Below are 15,883 nucleotides of genomic sequence, written 5' to 3'. Positions count from 1 at the left end.
CGCTTTCCCTCCGACCGGCCGCTTCGCCGGCCCAACTAGAGAATCCGTTCGCCGACGCACGTACCCCTCGTGCCGCGCGTCGGCCGCCGATCCGTTGGTCCGCGGATCGCTCGTACAGAGTGGCGCGTCTCGCAGAAAATTGAACTTGCGTTTCACAGAGTGAGACGGGAGTATCGACGCATGGACAACTCTAGCGGCGTCGGCGTTCTCGACAAGGCGGCCCTCGTCTTGAGCGCTCTGGAGTCCGGTCCGGCCACCCTCGCGGGCTTGGTCGCGGCCACCGGGCTCGCACGACCCACGGCCCACCGACTGGCCGTGGCACTGGAACACCACCGGATGGTGGCTCGGGACATGCAGGGCCGTTTCATTCTCGGCCCGCGCCTCTCGGAGCTCGCGGCGGCGGCGGGCGAGGACCGTCTGCTCGCCACGGCGGGCCCGGTCCTGACGCACCTGCGCGACGTCACGGGCGAGAGCGCTCAGCTCTACCGCCGCCAGGGCGACATGCGCATCTGCGTGGCCGCGGCCGAGCGCCTCTCGGGCCTCAGGGACACCGTCCCTGTCGGCTCGACGCTCACGATGAAGGCGGGCTCCTCGGCCCAGATCCTGATGGCGTGGGAGGAGCCGGAGCGGCTGCACCGGGGCCTCCAGGGCGCCCGCTTCACCGCCACGGCCCTTTCGGGTGTACGCCGCCGGGGCTGGGCCCAGTCGATCGGCGAGCGCGAGCCGGGCGTCGCGTCCGTCTCCGCGCCGGTGCGGGGCCCCTCGAACCGTGTGGTCGCCGCCGTCTCGGTCTCCGGACCGATCGAGCGCCTGACCCGCCACCCGGGCCGTATGCACGCCCAGGCGGTCATCGACGCCGCCGGGCGCCTCTCGGAGGCCCTGCGCCGCTCCGGCGGCTGACACCCACGGCGCCGGGAGCGCCGACCCACGCGCAGCGCCGGAAGAAGCCGCCTCAACGCCGCGGCAGCCTCTTCCGGCGCTTTTTCGTGGACCGCCCGTGGCGTCAGGCCACCGTCAGCCGCTCGGCGGCCCGTTCCCCGCGCCGTCCGACCGGGATCACGCCGGTGGCCGCCCCCAGGCCGAACGGCGGCATGTTCACGTACACCTGCTCATGGGCCCCGGCCGGCACCACGAACGTCTCGTGCCAGAAGCCGACCTTGCCCCGGCCTTCCCTGATGCGCCGGTTGAAGGCCGCCCACGCGGGCCGGTGCTCCTTGTCCGGAGCGGTCGAGTACGCGAGGAGTTTCTCCTGCGACTCCCAGTACTGGACGACGTACATCAGTCGGGGCCCGCCGAGCAGCAGCCGGTATCCCAGCATTCCGCTCTCCGGGTCCCGCGCCAGCTCCTTCAGCATGCGCGGCATCGCAGTGAAGACGGGCCACCAGCTGCGGACGGCGCGGAAGGCGTTGACGCGCATCCCGATGTGGAAGACGACGACGCCGTCTCCCGCCTCGGCGGTCATGCGCCCTTCGATCGGCTTGCTGCTCATGACGGTTCCCCCTTGAACGGAGCCCTGGCCGAACATTGGATAGTCCTGCTATCCATGCTTGGATAGTGGCACTCTCCAACGAGGAGCGCAAGAGGAGGCACGAGCCGATGAGACTGGCGGAACTGAGCCGGCGCAGCGGGGTCCCCACCGCCACGATCAAGTACTACCTGCGCGAGGGGCTGCTCCCGCCGGGCCGCCGCGTGACGGCGACGCAGGCCGAGTACGACGACACCCATCTGCAGCGGCTCCGGCTGGTGCGGGCGCTGGTCCAGGTGGGCCGGGTGCCGATCGCGTCGGCACGCGTGGTGCTGACCGCCCTGGAGGACGACTCGCTGGACCACAACTCCCGTCTGGGCACGGCGGTTTGGGCCCTGCCGCACGGCCCGGAGGCCGCCGCGGACGACCCGTCCCAGGAGGCGGCGCGCCGCACGGTGGACGCCCTCCTTGAACGTCTGGGCTGGCAGAACGCGCGGGAGTACGGAGCGGATTCCCCGGCCTACCGGATGCTGGTGACCGCTGTCGGGACCCTGGCCCGGCTCGGATACCCGTGCGGCGTGGCGGACTTGGCACCCTACGCACACGCGGGGCGGCAACTGGCCGTGGCGGACCTGGACTTGATCGAGCGGTACGAGTCGCCCGACGAGCAGCTGGAGGCGGCGGTCGCACTCACGGTGCTCTATGAGCCGGTCCTGCTGAGCCTGCGCCGCATGGCGCAGGCGGAGGAGTCCAACCTGCGCTACGGGCCGGAGGCCACGCAGGCATGACGAAAGGGCCTCCCCGTACGGGAAGGCCCTCTGTCGTTCTTGTACCCCCGACCGGATTCGAACCGGCGCTACCGCCTTGAGAGGGCGGCGTGCTAGGCCGCTACACAACGGGGGCGAGGATCTCGTGTCACCACAGATCCAGCTGGGCTACCAGGACTCGAACCTAAACTAACGGAACCAGAAACCGTCGTGCTGCCAATTACACCATAGCCCAATGTGGTCTAGACCATGTCTAGTACCTACAGTACCCCCGACCGGATTCGAACCGGCGCTACCGCCTTGAGAGGGCGGCGTGCTAGGCCGCTACACAACGGGGGCCCTAGCGATCCTGCATCAGTGACAGTGGGTGCGACCCGATCTGTCCCCGCGGGAAGGATCTGTACCCCCGACCGGATTCGAACCGGCGCTACCGCCTTGAGAGGGCGGCGTGCTAGGCCGCTACACAACGGGGGCATTGTGGATGAGATCCACAGTTTGCAGATGAGCTCTGCGAGCTGGCCTACCAGGACTCGAACCTAGACTAACGGAACCAGAAACCGTCGTGCTGCCAATTACACCATAGGCCATCAAAGCGCCACCCCTTGACGGGGTTTTGTTTGACTTGCGCTTCCCGGCCGGACCTTTCGGCCCTCTCGGGCGGCGCAGGAAGAACATTACCCGAAGGTGGACGGCGCTCCAAAACGGGTATCCGCACGCAGCAGCGCGGGGAGCTCCGAGAGGTCCCGGATGCGGTGCACGCCCGACGGTCCCTCCCCCGCCGCGCCGCCGCGGTCGAGCCAGATTCCGAGCAGGCCCGCGTCCCTGGCGCCCCTGGCGTCGATCTCCGGCTGATCGCCGACGTAGGCGATCTCCGCGGGCGGGAGGCCGAGGTGGGTGCAGACGGCGCGGAACGCCTCGGGGGCGGGTTTGGAGACGCCCAGGTCGGCGGCGCACAGCACGGCCTCAAAGCGGTCGCGTACGCCGAGGACGGTCAGTTTGCGGTCCTGGACGACCAGCGCGGAGTTGGAGAGCACCGCGTGGCGGTACTCGCCGGCGAGCGCGTCCAGGGCGGGGAGGGTGTCGGGGAAGAGGGACCAGGCCGATTCGTAGTGACCGACGTAACGCTGGAACCAGGCGTCGGCGTCGTCGTCGGAGAGGTCCGGGGCGTCCATGAAGTCGCGTACGCGGTCGCGGCGCTGCTCCTGGAAGGTCACTCCCCCGGCGCCGAAGCGGGTCCAGTGGCGCTCGGTGAGCTCCCGCCACCGCTCCAGCGCCCGCTCCGCCGACTCGTACCGCTCCAGGAGGCCCTCGGCCGTGAGGTGCGCGTGCATGCCGGTGGTGTCGGCGCGCGCGTAGTCGAAGATCGTGTCGTCGATGTCCCAGACCACGGCTTTGATCGGCATGTCTACGACGGTAATCGCAGTCCCGGCTCCCGGCTGGGGGTTCGGGGGTTATCCCCCGAAGAACGCAGTGTCGATGTCCCAGACCACGGCTTTGATCGGCATGTCTACGACGGTATGCGAAGGACCCGGGAGCCGTCAGGCTTCCCGGGTCCTTCGTCGGCACGGGGCCGGTTACGCGGTCAGCTTCGCCAGGGCCGCGTCGATGCGGGTGAGCGCCTTCTCCTTGCCCAGGATCTCCAGGGACTCGAAGAGGGGCAGGCCGATGGTGCGGCCGGTGACGGCGACGCGGACCGGGGCCTGGGCCTTGCCGAGCTTGAGGCCGTGCTCCTCACCGGCGGCCAGGACGGCCTCCTTGAGGGACTCGGGGGAGGTCCAGTCGGCCGCGTCCAGCTTGGCGCGGGCGGTGCGCAGGAGCGCGTCGGAGCCCTCCTTCATCGCCTTCGTCCAGGACGGCTCGTCGAAGACCGGCTCCGCGCGGAACAGGAAGTCGACGTTGTCCGTGATCTCGGAGAGGACCTTGAGGCGGGTCTGCGCGTGCGGCGCGATGGCCTGCCAGGCGGCCTCGTCGAACTCCTCGGGCGCCCAGTTGGCGTGCGGGGCCTTCAGCCAGGGCTCGCAGGCCTCGGCGAAGGTCTTCACGTCCAGCATGCGGATGTGGTCGGCGTTGATCGCCTCGGCCTTCTTCAGGTCGAAGCGGGCCGGGTTCGCGTTCACGTCCGCGAGGTCGAACTTCGCGACCATGTCGGAGATCGAGAAGACGTCCTGGTCCGCCGAGAACGACCAGCCGAGGAGCGACAGGTAGTTCAGGAGCCCCTCGGGCAGGAAGCCGCGCTCGCGGTAGAGGTTGAGCGAAGCCTGCGGGTCGCGCTTGCTCAGCTTCTTGTTGCCCTCGCCCATGACGTACGGGAGGTGGCCGAACTCGGGGATGCCCTTGGCGATGCCCAGCTCGATCAGCGCCTTGTAGAGGGCGATCTGGCGGGGGGTGGAGGAGAGCAGGTCCTCGCCGCGCAGGACGTGGGTGATCTCCATGAGCGCGTCGTCGACCGGGTTGACGAGCGTGTAGAGCGGGGCGCCGTTCGCGCGGACGATGCCGTAGTCGGTGACGTTCTCGGCCTGGACCGTGATTTCACCGCGGACCAGGTCCGTGAAGGTCGTGGCCTCGTCGGGCATCCGGAAGCGGATGATGTGCTTGCGGCCCTCGGCCTCGTACGCCTGGATCTGCTCCGCGGTGAGGTCGCGGCAGTGGCCGTCGTACCCGGACGGCTTGCCGGCGGCGCGGGCGGCCTCGCGGCGGGCGTCCAGCTCCTCGGTGGTGCAGTAGCAGGGGTAGGCGTAGCCGCCGTCGATCAGCTTGGCGGCGACGTCCTTGTAGATGTCCATGCGCTGCGACTGGCGGTACGGCGCGTGCGGGCCGCCGACCTCGGGGCCCTCGTCCCAGTCGAAGCCCAGCCAGCGCATCGAGTCGAGGAGCTGCTCGTACGACTCCTCCGAGTCGCGAGCGGCGTCGGTGTCCTCGATGCGGAAGACCAGGGTGCCCTCGTTGTGCCGGGCGTAGGCCCAGTTGAAGAGGGCGGTGCGGACCAGGCCCACGTGGGGGTTGCCGGTCGGCGAGGGACAGAACCGTACGCGTACGGGGGTCGCGTTAGCCACGCTTGATCACCCTGTTGGTGAGAGTGCCGATGCCTTCGATGGTGACGGCGACCTCGTCGCCGACGTTGAGCGGGCCGACCCCTGCCGGGGTGCCCGTGAGGATGACGTCGCCCGGGAGCAGCGTCATGGCCTCGGAGATGTGCACGATCAGGTCCTCGACGGAGCGGACCATCTCGGTCGTACGCCCCAGCTGGCGCTGTTCGCCGTTGACCGTGCACTGGATGGTGAGGTCGGAGGGGTCGAGGTCGGTCTCCACCCAGGGGCCGAGCGGGCAGGCGGTGTCGAAGCCCTTGGCCCTGGCCCACTGCTTCTCGCGCTTCTGCACGTCACGCGCGGTGACGTCGTTCGCGCAGGTGTAGCCGAGGATGACGTCACGGGCGCGCTCGCGCGGGACCTCGCGGCACATGCGGCCGATGACGACGGCGAGCTCGGCCTCGTGATGCACCTCCTGCGAGAAGGAGGGGTACACGATGGCGTCGCCGGGGCCCGCCACGGAGGTGGACGGCTTGAAGAAGGCGACCGGGACGTCGGGGACCTCGTTGCCGAGTTCCGCCGCGTGGTCGGCGTAGTTGCGGCCGATGCCCACGACCTTGTTGGGGAGCACCGGCGGCAGCAGCCTGACCTTGCTCAGCGGGACCTTCGTGCCGGAGAGCTCGAAGTCCGCGAACGGGATGCCCTTGATGATGTCGAGGACGAGTCCGTCGGTCGTTCCGGGGGGACTTTCGCCCTCGACCGCGCCGAAGGCGACGTTGCCGTCGATGGAGAACCTGGCGATGCGCACGTGTGCCTCGGCCCCTTGCTGGAATGGGTGGAGTCTGACGCTCCAGGCTAACGCGGCAAGGGGGTCCGACCTCCCGTGATCAGCCCGCCACGGGGGTGGGCTGCTCCGGGGCGTCCATGAGGATCGTGCGCCGGGGGTTGGCGGTCTGCGTCGGGAGTTCGACGGCGTGTTCCGGGCGGTCGGCCGCGGTCTGGAGCTCGTCCGCGTCGGTGAGGTGCGCGAGAGTGGTGCGGCGCGGGTTGGCTATGTTGCGGAACATCGTCGACTGCACAGTCTTCATCTGCTGTTCGGACCTTGTCGGTTGTGCGTCGCGCGAACGAGACGCGGCTTGTCGGATTCGCCATCCCTGTAAAGCGTCAGGCTAAACATCCAATTCCCGGCCAAAGTCAGGAAGACGCCATGATCTTCGTGTGAGTTTGCTCACGAGGTAGCGGACAAAAGGGTCAATCCAGGCCCGGAGTCGACCACTCGGAAACGGACATTGCGCCACTGAAGGCATCATTCCGCTCCTGATCATGAAGACTGGGACACCCCTCATCGGTAGGAACTTTGTGGGGATGAGTCCGTTTTTTACTAGATCACTTTCTACGTCTCGTAACTCGGCACTCACAACGTGTCACGTAGCTCGCGCCGCGACACACGGGCCTTGTTGGAGATCCGGCACTGTGCTGGAATTCCCGGGACCGCCGCGGGATCGAACCGGCGCGCAGGGGCGCAACGCAGCGCCGAGTGGCGGCGGGGAGGGGGAGCAAGCGCCGGTCACTCACGACCACCCATGGGGCGTTTGCCGCCCCACGACGCCGACACCGTCCCGCCGTTACCCGGCAGGACGCCTGGTCCAGAGGTTGCGACGCTAGTGCAGGGACGTTTCAAGAGGGATGGCAAGGGGTCTCCCCAGGCCGACCGCGGCCGAGGGGATGCTCCGGCGGAGCCGGAGCGCGGCTCCTCGCCCCAGCACGCCCAGAACCCCGGCCCGGGCTCACCCGGTGACAGCGGCCCCGGCGCCGCGCGCCAAGGTGCCGTCGGCAGCGGCCCCGCGGCCGCCCCGGCCAAGGGCAAGAGCAAGGGCAAGACCGCGTCCGGAGCCGCGACGCCCCCCGGCCCCGGCTCCCGAATAGCCCTGCGCAACTGGCGCATCTCCACCCGTCTGGTCTCGCTGCTCGCGCTCCCCGTGATCACCGCGACCTCGCTCGGCGCACTCCGCATCAACTCGTCCCTGGACGAGATCGAGCAGCTCGACAACATGAAGCTGCTCACCGAGATGACCAAGCAGGCCACGGAGCTGGCCGCCGCGCTCCAGGAGGAGCGCGACAAGTCGGCGGGTCCCCTCGCGCACGGCGCGAGCGCCTCGGACTACACGGTCAAGGGCGCGCGGGACAAGACCGACCGCGTCTACCGGAACTTCCTGCAGGGCACCCAGGACCTCAACGACACCGACGGCGAGAAGGGCCTTCTCGGCGTCCGGCACAGCGCGGTCCAGATCACCCAGCAGCTGCAGGGCATCAACGACGTCCGCAAGAAGGCCTTCCAGGACGAGAAGTCCACCTCGCAGACCGTCGAGGCCTACAGCCAGCTCGTCGAGCAGCTCCTGAAGCTGTCGCAGGACATGGCGCAGGCGACGAGCAACCCGGACATGATCCAGCGGACCCGTTCGCTGGCCGCCTTCTCCTCCGCCAAGGAGTACGCGTCCGTCCAGCGCGCGATCATCGCCGCGGCCCTGCCCGCCAACGACAGCGACTACGGCAAGATCTCCGAGACCGACCGCACCTTCGGCCTCAGCGCCAACGAGAAGGAGCGCTCGGAGCTCCAGACCTTCAGCAAGATCTACGCGGGCAACGCCGGTGAGCTGACCAAGCCCATCGACGGCGGCAACCCCGCGGTCAAGGCCGCCAACGAGTACGCCAAGCGCGTCCTCGAGCAGGAGGGCGGCATCAAGCTCCAGGACAAGCGGTCCTACAAGGACTGGGTCGACAACGACACGACCAAGATCGACGCGATGGCGAAGATCGAGCTGACGCTCCTCGGCGAGATGGAGCAGAAGGCTCGCGAGCTGCGCAACGAGTCGGAGCAGTCGGCCATCCTCAACGGTGCGCTGATCCTCCTCGTGCTCGGCGTCTCGCTCGTCGGCGCGTTCGTCGTGGCCCGGTCCATGATCCGTTCGCTGCGCCGCCTCCAGGACACCGCGACCAAGGTCGCCCAGGACCGCCTGCCCGAGCTGGTCAAGCAGCTCTCGGAGTCGGACCCGCAGGACGTGGACACGTCGGTGGAGTCCGTGGGTGTGCACTCGCGCGACGAGATCGGCCAGGTGGCCGCGGCCTTCGACGACGTGCACCGCGAGGCCGTCCGCCTCGCCGCCGAGCAGGCCCTTCTGCGGGGCAACGTCAACGCGATGTTCACCAACCTCTCGCGCCGTTCGCAGGGCCTCATCCAGCGCCAGCTCTCGCTCATCTCCGAGCTGGAGTCGCGCGAGGCCGACCCGGACCAGCTGTCCTCGCTCTTCAAGCTCGACCACCTCGCCACGCGCATGCGCCGTAACGGTGAGAACCTCCTCGTCCTCGCCGGTGAAGAGCCCGGCCGACGGTGGACCCGGCCCGTCCCGCTCGTCGACGTGCTGCGTGCCGCCGCGTCCGAGGTGGAGCAGTACGAGCGCATCGAACTCTCCTCGGTCCCCGCGACCGAGGTCGCCGGACGCGTCGTCAACGACCTCGTGCACCTCCTCGCCGAGCTGCTCGAGAACGCGACGTCGTTCTCCTCGCCGCAGACCAAGGTCAAGGTGACCGGTCACGCGCTGCCCGACGGGCGCGTCCTCATCGAGATCCACGACACCGGCATCGGCCTCTCCCCCGAGGACCTCGCGGCGATCAACGAGCGGCTCGCGTCGCCGCCCACCGTGGACGTCTCGGTCTCGCGCCGCATGGGTCTGTTCGTGGTCGGCCGTCTGTCGCAGCGCCACGGCATCCGCATCCAGCTCCGCCCGTCCGACTCCGGTGGTACGACCGCGCTGGTCATGCTTCCCGTCGACGTCGCCCAGGGCAAGAAGATGCCGGGCAAGCCCGGCGCGACCGGCGGTCCCGCCGCGGCTCAGGCCGCCGCGGGTGCCGCTGCCGCGCGACGCGGTGTCGGCCCCGGTGGCAACGGTGGCCCCGGCCAGGGCGGTGGCCCCGGTCGCGGCGGTCCCGCGCTCGGCGGCGGTCCCGGTGGACCCGGTGGTGGCCAGGGTGGTCCCGGGCTGCTCGGTGCCGGTGCGCCGCGCCAGCAGGTCGCGGGCACGGGTCCGCGCGCCGCGCTGCCCTCGCGTGACACCGGACAGCAGCGTCCGCCGGGCGGTCCGCAGGCCGGCGGCCCCCAGAGCGGTCAGCCGATGGTGCCGCAGGGCAACCAGCCGGTACGCGGACAGGGCAACAACCAGCCGCAGGGCGGTCAGCCCGGTCAGTCCGGTCAGCCCCAAGCCGGCCGTGGCGACAACGCGCCGCAGCCTCCGGTGCCCCAGCAGCGTACGAACGCCATGGACGCGCCGTCGGACGCCGGTGAGCAGCGTCGCAGGCCCCAGCTGCCGCCCCGCGGGGGGCCGCGCGCCGAGCTGCCCGGGGGCAACCCGCAGCCGCGTGTGCCCAGCTGGAGCGACGAGAACGCGCAGCCGCAGGTGTCGCGCGAGCCCTTCGACACCCCCCGGGGTCACGAGGAGCACGAGGCCGGCGGCCAGTTCCCGCAGCCCACGGCCGCCGCGGACGACCGGCAGGGCCCCGGCTCCACCGCGGAGTTCGCCCGCCCGGACTTCGACGGTCCGCCGCCCGGCACCAGCGCGCCGCAGGACGCGGGCTCGACCGGCCAGTTCGTCCGCTCGGACGTCTTCGGCGGCACGGGCGTGCCCCGGCGCGGCCAGCAGCCCGGCCGTCCGGCCGCGCCGCAGCACCAGAATCAGCAGCAACAGCAGAACCAGCAGCAGGACCAGGGCAACAACTTCGCGCCGCAGCAGGGCGGTCGGGAGAACCCCGACTACACCGTGCCGCGTCCGCCGGCCCCCCGCCGCGGCCAGGGCGACCCCAACCAGGGCCTCCCGCAGCAGCAGGGCCAGGGCCAGGGCGTGGGCCAGGCGCCGCAGCAGGACCGGCTGAACCAGCAGCAGGACCCGCTGACCCAGCACGAGGACCCGCTGAACCCGCAGCAGCCCCTGCCGCCGGGTGGCCCGGACGACGGACGTACGCCGCTGTTCGACACGCTGGAGACCAACTGGTTCCAGCAGCAGCAGAACCAGCGGCAGAACCCGCAGAGCCAGCACGCGGCGCAGCAGCCCGCGCAGCAGGACCAGCAGGAGCACCGGAACGAGCACCGGAACCGGCAGCCCGCGCGACAGGATCAGCAGCACGGCGGCACGGCCGCCGACGCCGGTCCGCGCCAGGCTCCCGAGTCCGCGCGCCACCAGGCCCCCGAGATGCCGCAGCGTCCGCTGCCCTCGCGCCCCCAGCGCCAGGACCCGGCCGCCGCGCCCGCGAACCCGGGCGGCGCCAACGGCACCAACGGCGCGGGCATGCCCGGCGGCTGGCGCTCCTCCCCGAACGACGAGCTGGGCCGCCAGGCCGAGCGCGTCCGGCAGCCCTCCGCGGGCGGCGTCACCACATCCGGACTGCCGCGTCGCGTCCCGCGGGCCAACCTGGTCGCGGGCACGGCACAGCAGCAGCAGGACAGCACAGGTCCGCAGGTTTCGCGTGCACCGGAAGAAGTACGCGGCCGGCTGACGAATCTCCGTCGGGGCATCCAGCAGGGTCGCCAGGCCGGCACCGGCCAGACCGGTAGTTTCCCTCGCCCCACTCACCAGCAGGAGCGTTAGTTGAGTCCGATGAGCCAGGCGGCACAGAATCTGAACTGGTTGATCACCAACTTCGTGGACAACACCCCTGGGGTGTCCCACACGGTCGTGGTCTCCGCCGACGGCCTCCTTCTGGCCATGTCCGAAGGGTTCCCGCGCGACCGCGCCGACCAGCTCGCCGCGGTCGCCTCGGGGCTGACCTCGCTGACGGCGGGCGCCTCCCGGATCTTCGAGGGCGGCACCGTCACGCAGACGGTGGTGGAGATGGAGCGGGGGTTCCTCTTCATCATGTCCGTCTCGGACGGCTCGTCCCTGGCCGTGCTCGCGCACCCCGAGTGCGACATCGGCCTCGTCGGGTACGAGATGGCCCTGCTCGTCGACCGCGCGGGTGCCGTCCTCACCCCGGACCTCCGCGCCGAGCTGCAGGGCAGCCTGCTCCACTAGCCCGGAGCACGCTCCGAAGCCCCACCCTTCGGCCGCCCCACCGACCGAACGTACTGACCAACCGTCCGGCCGCCACACTGCCCCCACCGGCTCTGTCAGACGGCACACGCAGATGACCTGCTGTCCCGCCCGGAGGATCCATGACCCCGCCCACCGCCTCTCACAACCCGTACGGCGATGCCTCGTACGGAATGGAGGGCGACCAGCCGCTGGTGCGTCCTTACGCGATGACCGGCGGCCGGACCCGGCCCCGCTACCAGCTCGCGATCGAGGCGCTGGTGAGCACCACGGCCGACCCGGCCCAGCTGATGGGGCTGCTCCCCGAGCACCAGCGGATCTGCCACCTGTGCCGTGAGGTCAAGTCGGTGGCCGAGGTCTCGGCCCTGCTCGCGATGCCGCTCGGCGTGGCCCGGATCCTCGTGGCGGACCTGGCCGAGGCCGGGCTCGTCGCCATCCACCAGCCCGGCGGCGACGAGAACGCCGGTGGCCAGCCTGACGTGACACTGCTCGAAAGGGTGCTCAGTGGACTTCGCAAGCTCTAGCGGTTCGGGCACGGACGCTGCCCGTTCCACCACCTCCGCGAAGATCGTGGTGGCGGGCGGCTTCGGCGTGGGCAAGACCACGTTCGTCGGGGCGGTGTCCGAGATCAACCCGCTGCGCACCGAGGCCGTCATGACGTCCGCGTCCGCGGGCATCGACGACCTGACCCACACCGGCGACAAGACCACCACCACGGTGGCCATGGACTTCGGCCGCATCACCCTGGACCAGGACCTGATCCTGTACCTCTTCGGTACACCCGGCCAGGACCGCTTCTGGTTCATGTGGGACGACCTCGTCCGTGGCGCGATCGGCGCGGTCGTCCTCGTCGACACCCGCCGCCTCGCCGACTGCTTCCCCGCCGTCGACTACTTCGAGAACTCCGGCCTCCCCTTCGTCATCGCCCTCAACGGCTTCGACGGCCACCAGCCCTACACCCCCGACGAAGTACGCGAAGCACTCCAGATCGGACCCGGTACGCCGATCATCACGACCGACGCACGACACCGTGCGGACGCAAAGAGTGGCTTGATCACGCTGGTCGAGCACGCACTTATGGCACGTCTCAAGTAGGCAGGTCCATACGGTAGTTGCCGTAGTCGACTTGGAGGGATCTGTGTCCTTTGACACGGCCGGTCCCGGTGTTCATAACGTTTCGACAGAGAATTGCCCGGTGACAGACACGCGTCGCGTTCACCTGGTGTCGCTGTGCTCACAAGAGCCCCGCCTTTTGGCGGGGCTCGCTCTTTATGACCGTTTTATCTGAGGCTTACACCACTCGGAGGTCACGCATCTCACTGTTTGGAAGAGCAGCCCCTGACGTGCTGGAATGCGCTGAACTGCCCAGTAGCACGGGCCTTGGAGACGACAGCGGCACGACGTGAGTGCCGCCGCCGAGAGGTTGTTGGTCGAGTGAGGCGAAGCAAGCCGAGCCCCGCGGCATCCCCCACCGGGGACACGCGGGGCAACTTCACCCCGCCGCCGCGCACAGCGGCGTCCCCCGTTGACGTGAGCGCGGCCTCCGGCAACGAGTCCCCGGCTCCCTCCGGCGGACGGATGTCGCCCCGCAACTGGCGCGTGCCGACCAGACTGAACGCGATCCTGCTCATACCCGTGCTCGTCGGTCTCGTCATGGGCGGCTTCCAGGTGAAGGGCTCCATCGACACCTGGAGCGAGGCCCAGGACGCCGAGAGCACCGCCCGCCTGGTGCGGGCGTCGCTGAACTACGGAAACCGCCTGATCGAGGAGCGCGACCTCACCGCCGCTCCCCTGCTGCGCGGCAAGCGGAACGACCCGGTCGTCGTCAAGGCCCGCAAGGCCACCGACCGGGCCGCCGCCGAGTTCAAGTCCGCGGCGGAGAGCATGCCGGACAAGGAAGGCCTCAACCGTCGTCTCGACGCCTTCCGCAAGGTCGAGCCGAAGCTCGCCCCGCTGCGCCAGGCCGCGTACACCACCAAGCTTCCGGGTGTGAAGACCGAAGAGGGCTACGTCGCCATCCAGCACCCGCTGATGGAGTTCGCCAACGAGCTCGGTCTGGGCACCGGCAACATCACCAGCTACGGCCGCACCGTCTACGCGATCTCGCTCTCCAAGGCAGCGCTCTCCCTGCAGCGGTCCATCGGCACACACCTCCTGGTCGAGCCGGGCCCCGGCACCGGTTCGTTCACGCTCCAGCGCACCTCGTTCTCCTCGTACGCCTACCTGGAGCGCATCGCCATCGAGGAGTACACCGGCGGCGGCACCCCCGAGGACGTCCGCAAGCTGGAGGAGGCGAAGAAGGAGCTGGCGGCCGCCGCCGAGAAGCAGGGCGGCCCGGCCCTCACGCAGGACAAGATGGTCGCGGCCATCGCCACCATGCCGAGCACCCAGCCGAGCGCGCGCGTCGAGCTGGCCGGCAAGGGCATCACGCCCAAGGCCTGGTGGGCCACCACCACCGCCAAGTTCGACGCCTACCGCACCATCGAGTCGGACCTCGCCGACAAGGCCGTGGACGAGGCGTCCGACATCGCCGCCACCGCCCAGCGCAACGCGTACATCACCGGTGCCATCGTGGTGCTCGCGCTGCTCGCCGCCTTCATCCTCGCCGGGATGATGGCGCGCCAGATGTCCAAGTCGATGCGCCGGCTGCGCACCGCCGCCTTCGGCATCGCCGAGCAGCGCCTGCCGATGCTGGTCGACCAGCTGTCGCGCACCGACCCGGGCCGCGTCGACACCCGCGTGCAGCCCATCCCGATCAACTCCACGGACGAGATCGGCGAGGTCGCCCGCGCCTTCGACCAGGTGCACCGCGAGGCCGTGCGGCTCGCCGCCGAGCAGGCGCTGCTCCGCGGCAACATCAACGCGATCTTCACCAACCTGTCGCGCCGCAACCAGTCGCTGATCGAGGGCCAGCTGACCCTCATCACCGACCTGGAGAACAACGAGGCCGACCCGGACCAGCTGGAGAACCTCTTCCGCCTGGACCACCTGGCGACCCGCATGCGCCGCAACGGCGAGAACCTCCTCGTCCTCTCCGGCGAGGAGCCGGGCCGCCGCTGGGACCAGCCGGTCCCGCTGGTCGACGTGTTGCGCGCCGCCTCCTCCGAGGTGGAGCAGTACGAGCGCATCGAGCTGGAGGGCGTGCCGGAGGCCGAGATCCACGGCCTCGCCGTGACCGACCTCGTGCACCTGCTCGCCGAGCTCCTGGAGAACGCGACGACGTTCTCCTCGCCGCAGACCAAGGTGCGGGTCACCGCGACCCGGCTGCCCGACGGCCGCGTCATGGTCGAGATCCACGACAAGGGCATCGGCCTCACCGCCGAGGACTTCGCGGACATCAACCACAAGCTGGCCAACCCGCCGACCGTGGACGCGGCGATCTCGCAGCGCATGGGCCTGTTCGTGGTCGGCCGGCTCTCCGACCGGCACGGCATCCGCGTGCAGCTGCGCCCCTCGGGCGAGCAGGCGGGCACCACGTCGCTGGTCATGCTGCCGGACGCGATCACGCACGGTGGCGGTGGCGAGCACGCCTCGCAGGACCCCGAGTTCACGGTCTCCTCGATCATCCCTGAGCAGCAGGCGCTGGCGCCCGAGCCGATGCGCACCGCCGCCGAGCTGGGCTTCGACGACAGCCGCTACCACGGTGACGGCTCCGAGCCGCAGCACGAACTCGACCCGGTCGGCCGCTCCCTGATGCGCGAGGAGCGCCGCGCGGCGCTGGAGGCGCAGGCCCAGCAGCCCGGCGCCCACCGTCCGCTCTTCCGCGACGAGGTCGAACCGCAGCAGCCCCAGCAGAGCGGTTACGAGCAGCAGGCCCCGGCCTACGACGAGCAGCAGCAGGTCGCATACGACCAGGGCGTGCAGTACGACAACGAGCAGTACGCCACCGGGCAGTACCCGACCGCGCAGTACGCCGAGGACGGTTACCGCGAGGAGCAGTACCAGGCCGAGCAGTATCCGGCGGAGCAGCAGTACTACCAGGACCAGCAGATCGCCTATCCGGAGCGCTCCGGTCAGGATGACTGGCCCTCCGCCGACGGCTACCAGCCGGAGTACGGCCAGGAAACGGAATCTGCGCAGGCGGGCCACACGGCCGACGCCGAGCGCGTAGGCTTCGAGCGGCCGGGTCCGGCGCCGTCCGTCGTCCACGACATGACCGACGCGGGCCTCCCCCGCAGGGGTTCCTCCGGCGCGAACGGCAACGGAAACGGCAACGGCGGTTCTCCCGCCGCGAGCGAGGGCCGGGACGACTGGCGTTCGTCCAACGACGAGCGCTGGCAGCGAGCCGAGCGCCTCAAGGAGCCGAAGGCGGGCGGGGTCACCGCGTCCGGGCTCCCGCGGCGAGTGCCCAAGGCCAATCTGGTCGAGGGCACCGCGGAACAGACCCCACAGGGCGGCCCCCAGGTCTCCCGCGACCCCGAGGACGTACGGGGCAGGCTGAGCAACCTGCGCCGCGGCGTCCAGCGGGGCCGCACCGCAGGAAGTGACACGAATGGCCAGGGCTTCAGCCCTGATAGCACCTACAACCAGGAGCGTTAGTGTGAGCCC

The 15,883-nt window shown here is 70.2% G+C and carries 12 protein-coding genes and 5 tRNA genes; 7 read left to right on the top strand and 10 right to left on the bottom strand.

The features are described from left to right. The first annotated feature begins 180 nt into the window (after positions 1-180). Positions 181-900, top strand: a complete 720-nt coding sequence (gene ndgR, locus DEJ47_RS27505; protein ID WP_055564460.1) for an IclR family transcriptional regulator NdgR — start codon at positions 181-183, stop codon at positions 898-900. 103 nt (positions 901-1,003) lie between these two features. Here ndgR and DEJ47_RS27500 read toward each other — a convergent pair whose 3' ends face one another. After that, positions 1,004-1,489, bottom strand: a complete 486-nt coding sequence (locus tag DEJ47_RS27500) for a DUF4188 domain-containing protein (RefSeq protein ID WP_190415591.1) — start codon at positions 1,487-1,489, stop codon at positions 1,004-1,006. A 107-nt stretch (positions 1,490-1,596) separates the two neighbouring features. On the opposite strand from DEJ47_RS27500, the gene DEJ47_RS27495 reads away from it, so the two are divergent. Next, positions 1,597-2,253, top strand: coding sequence for a MerR family transcriptional regulator (locus DEJ47_RS27495; RefSeq protein ID WP_150172632.1), 657 nt, complete (start codon positions 1,597-1,599; stop codon positions 2,251-2,253). A 42-nt stretch (positions 2,254-2,295) separates the two neighbouring features. Here the strand turns inward: DEJ47_RS27495 and DEJ47_RS27490 are convergent. From DEJ47_RS27490 to DEJ47_RS27450, 9 genes are all read right to left on the bottom strand, one after another. Then, positions 2,296-2,368: transfer RNA gene (locus tag DEJ47_RS27490), tRNA-Glu, on the bottom strand. A gap of 27 nt (positions 2,369-2,395) precedes the next feature. Next, a tRNA-Gln gene (locus DEJ47_RS27485) sits at positions 2,396-2,467 on the bottom strand. Between the two features lie 31 nt (positions 2,468-2,498). Beyond that, positions 2,499-2,571: transfer RNA gene (locus DEJ47_RS27480), tRNA-Glu, on the bottom strand. Between the two features lie 62 nt (positions 2,572-2,633). After that, positions 2,634-2,706 (bottom strand) — tRNA-Glu (locus DEJ47_RS27475). A gap of 41 nt (positions 2,707-2,747) precedes the next feature. Beyond that, positions 2,748-2,819: transfer RNA gene (locus DEJ47_RS27470), tRNA-Gln, on the bottom strand. Positions 2,820-2,906: 87 nt separating this feature from the next. Next, a complete protein-coding gene (locus DEJ47_RS27465; RefSeq protein WP_150172630.1) occupies positions 2,907-3,635 on the bottom strand; it encodes an HAD family hydrolase in 729 nt (242 codons plus the stop codon). Between the two features lie 171 nt (positions 3,636-3,806). Beyond that, on the bottom strand, positions 3,807-5,285 hold the full coding sequence (gltX, locus tag DEJ47_RS27460) for a glutamate--tRNA ligase (protein ID WP_150172628.1): 1,479 nt from the start codon (positions 5,283-5,285) through the stop codon (positions 3,807-3,809). Beyond that, a complete protein-coding gene (locus tag DEJ47_RS27455) occupies positions 5,278-6,066 on the bottom strand; it encodes a fumarylacetoacetate hydrolase family protein (RefSeq protein WP_150172626.1) in 789 nt (262 codons plus the stop codon). Before DEJ47_RS27455 ends, gltX begins: the two co-directional genes overlap by 8 nt. Positions 6,067-6,145: 79 nt before the next feature. Beyond that, entirely contained in the window at positions 6,146-6,346 is a 201-nt protein-coding gene (locus tag DEJ47_RS27450; protein WP_150172624.1) for a hypothetical protein, read from the bottom strand. A gap of 576 nt (positions 6,347-6,922) precedes the next feature. On the opposite strand from DEJ47_RS27450, the gene DEJ47_RS27445 reads away from it, so the two are divergent. The 5 genes from DEJ47_RS27445 to DEJ47_RS27425 all read left to right on the top strand — a co-directional run bounded on the left by DEJ47_RS27445 (position 6,923) and on the right by DEJ47_RS27425 (position 15,874). After that, positions 6,923-10,894, top strand: a complete 3,972-nt coding sequence (locus DEJ47_RS27445; protein ID WP_190415589.1) for a nitrate- and nitrite sensing domain-containing protein — start codon at positions 6,923-6,925, stop codon at positions 10,892-10,894. Positions 10,895-10,903: 9 nt separating this feature from the next. Beyond that, on the top strand, positions 10,904-11,317 hold the full coding sequence (locus DEJ47_RS27440) for a roadblock/LC7 domain-containing protein (protein WP_030787430.1): 414 nt from the start codon (positions 10,904-10,906) through the stop codon (positions 11,315-11,317). Between the two features lie 140 nt (positions 11,318-11,457). Beyond that, positions 11,458-11,859: a DUF742 domain-containing protein gene (locus DEJ47_RS27435; protein ID WP_150172620.1), complete on the top strand. Its 402-nt coding sequence runs from the start codon at positions 11,458-11,460 to the stop codon at positions 11,857-11,859. After that, positions 11,840-12,430 carry a GTP-binding protein gene (locus tag DEJ47_RS27430; protein WP_150172618.1) on the top strand — a complete coding sequence of 197 codons (591 nt, stop codon included), beginning with the start codon at positions 11,840-11,842 and terminating at the stop codon, positions 12,428-12,430. Before DEJ47_RS27435 ends, DEJ47_RS27430 begins: the two co-directional genes overlap by 20 nt. A gap of 339 nt (positions 12,431-12,769) precedes the next feature. Continuing rightward, entirely contained in the window at positions 12,770-15,874 is a 3,105-nt protein-coding gene (locus DEJ47_RS27425) for a nitrate- and nitrite sensing domain-containing protein (RefSeq protein WP_150172615.1), read from the top strand. Positions 15,875-15,883 lie beyond the last annotated feature (9 nt).

Source organism: Streptomyces venezuelae, from assembly GCF_008642355.1.
GTDB lineage: Bacteria > Actinomycetota > Actinomycetes > Streptomycetales > Streptomycetaceae > Streptomyces > Streptomyces venezuelae_B.
The sequence above is the reverse complement of the archived record's forward strand: the minus strand, read 5'-3'. Positions and strand labels throughout refer to the sequence as shown.

Bases quoted from the DNA above. Each gene is read 5' to 3' on its own strand.
- ndgR (WP_055564460.1), top strand. From the start codon at position 181: ATGGACAACTCTAGCGGCGTCGGCGTTCTCGACAAGGCGGCCCTCGTC.
- DEJ47_RS27500 (WP_190415591.1), bottom strand. From the start codon at position 1,489: ATGAGCAGCAAGCCGATCGAAGGGCGCATGACCGCCGAGGCGGGAGAC.
- DEJ47_RS27495 (WP_150172632.1), top strand. From the start codon at position 1,597: ATGAGACTGGCGGAACTGAGCCGGCGCAGCGGGGTCCCCACCGCCACG.
- DEJ47_RS27465 (WP_150172630.1), bottom strand. From the start codon at position 3,635: ATGCCGATCAAAGCCGTGGTCTGGGACATCGACGACACGATCTTCGAC.
- DEJ47_RS27450 (WP_150172624.1), bottom strand. From the start codon at position 6,346: ATGAAGACTGTGCAGTCGACGATGTTCCGCAACATAGCCAACCCGCGC.
- DEJ47_RS27440 (WP_030787430.1), top strand. From the start codon at position 10,904: ATGAGCCAGGCGGCACAGAATCTGAACTGGTTGATCACCAACTTCGTG.
- DEJ47_RS27435 (WP_150172620.1), top strand. From the start codon at position 11,458: ATGACCCCGCCCACCGCCTCTCACAACCCGTACGGCGATGCCTCGTAC.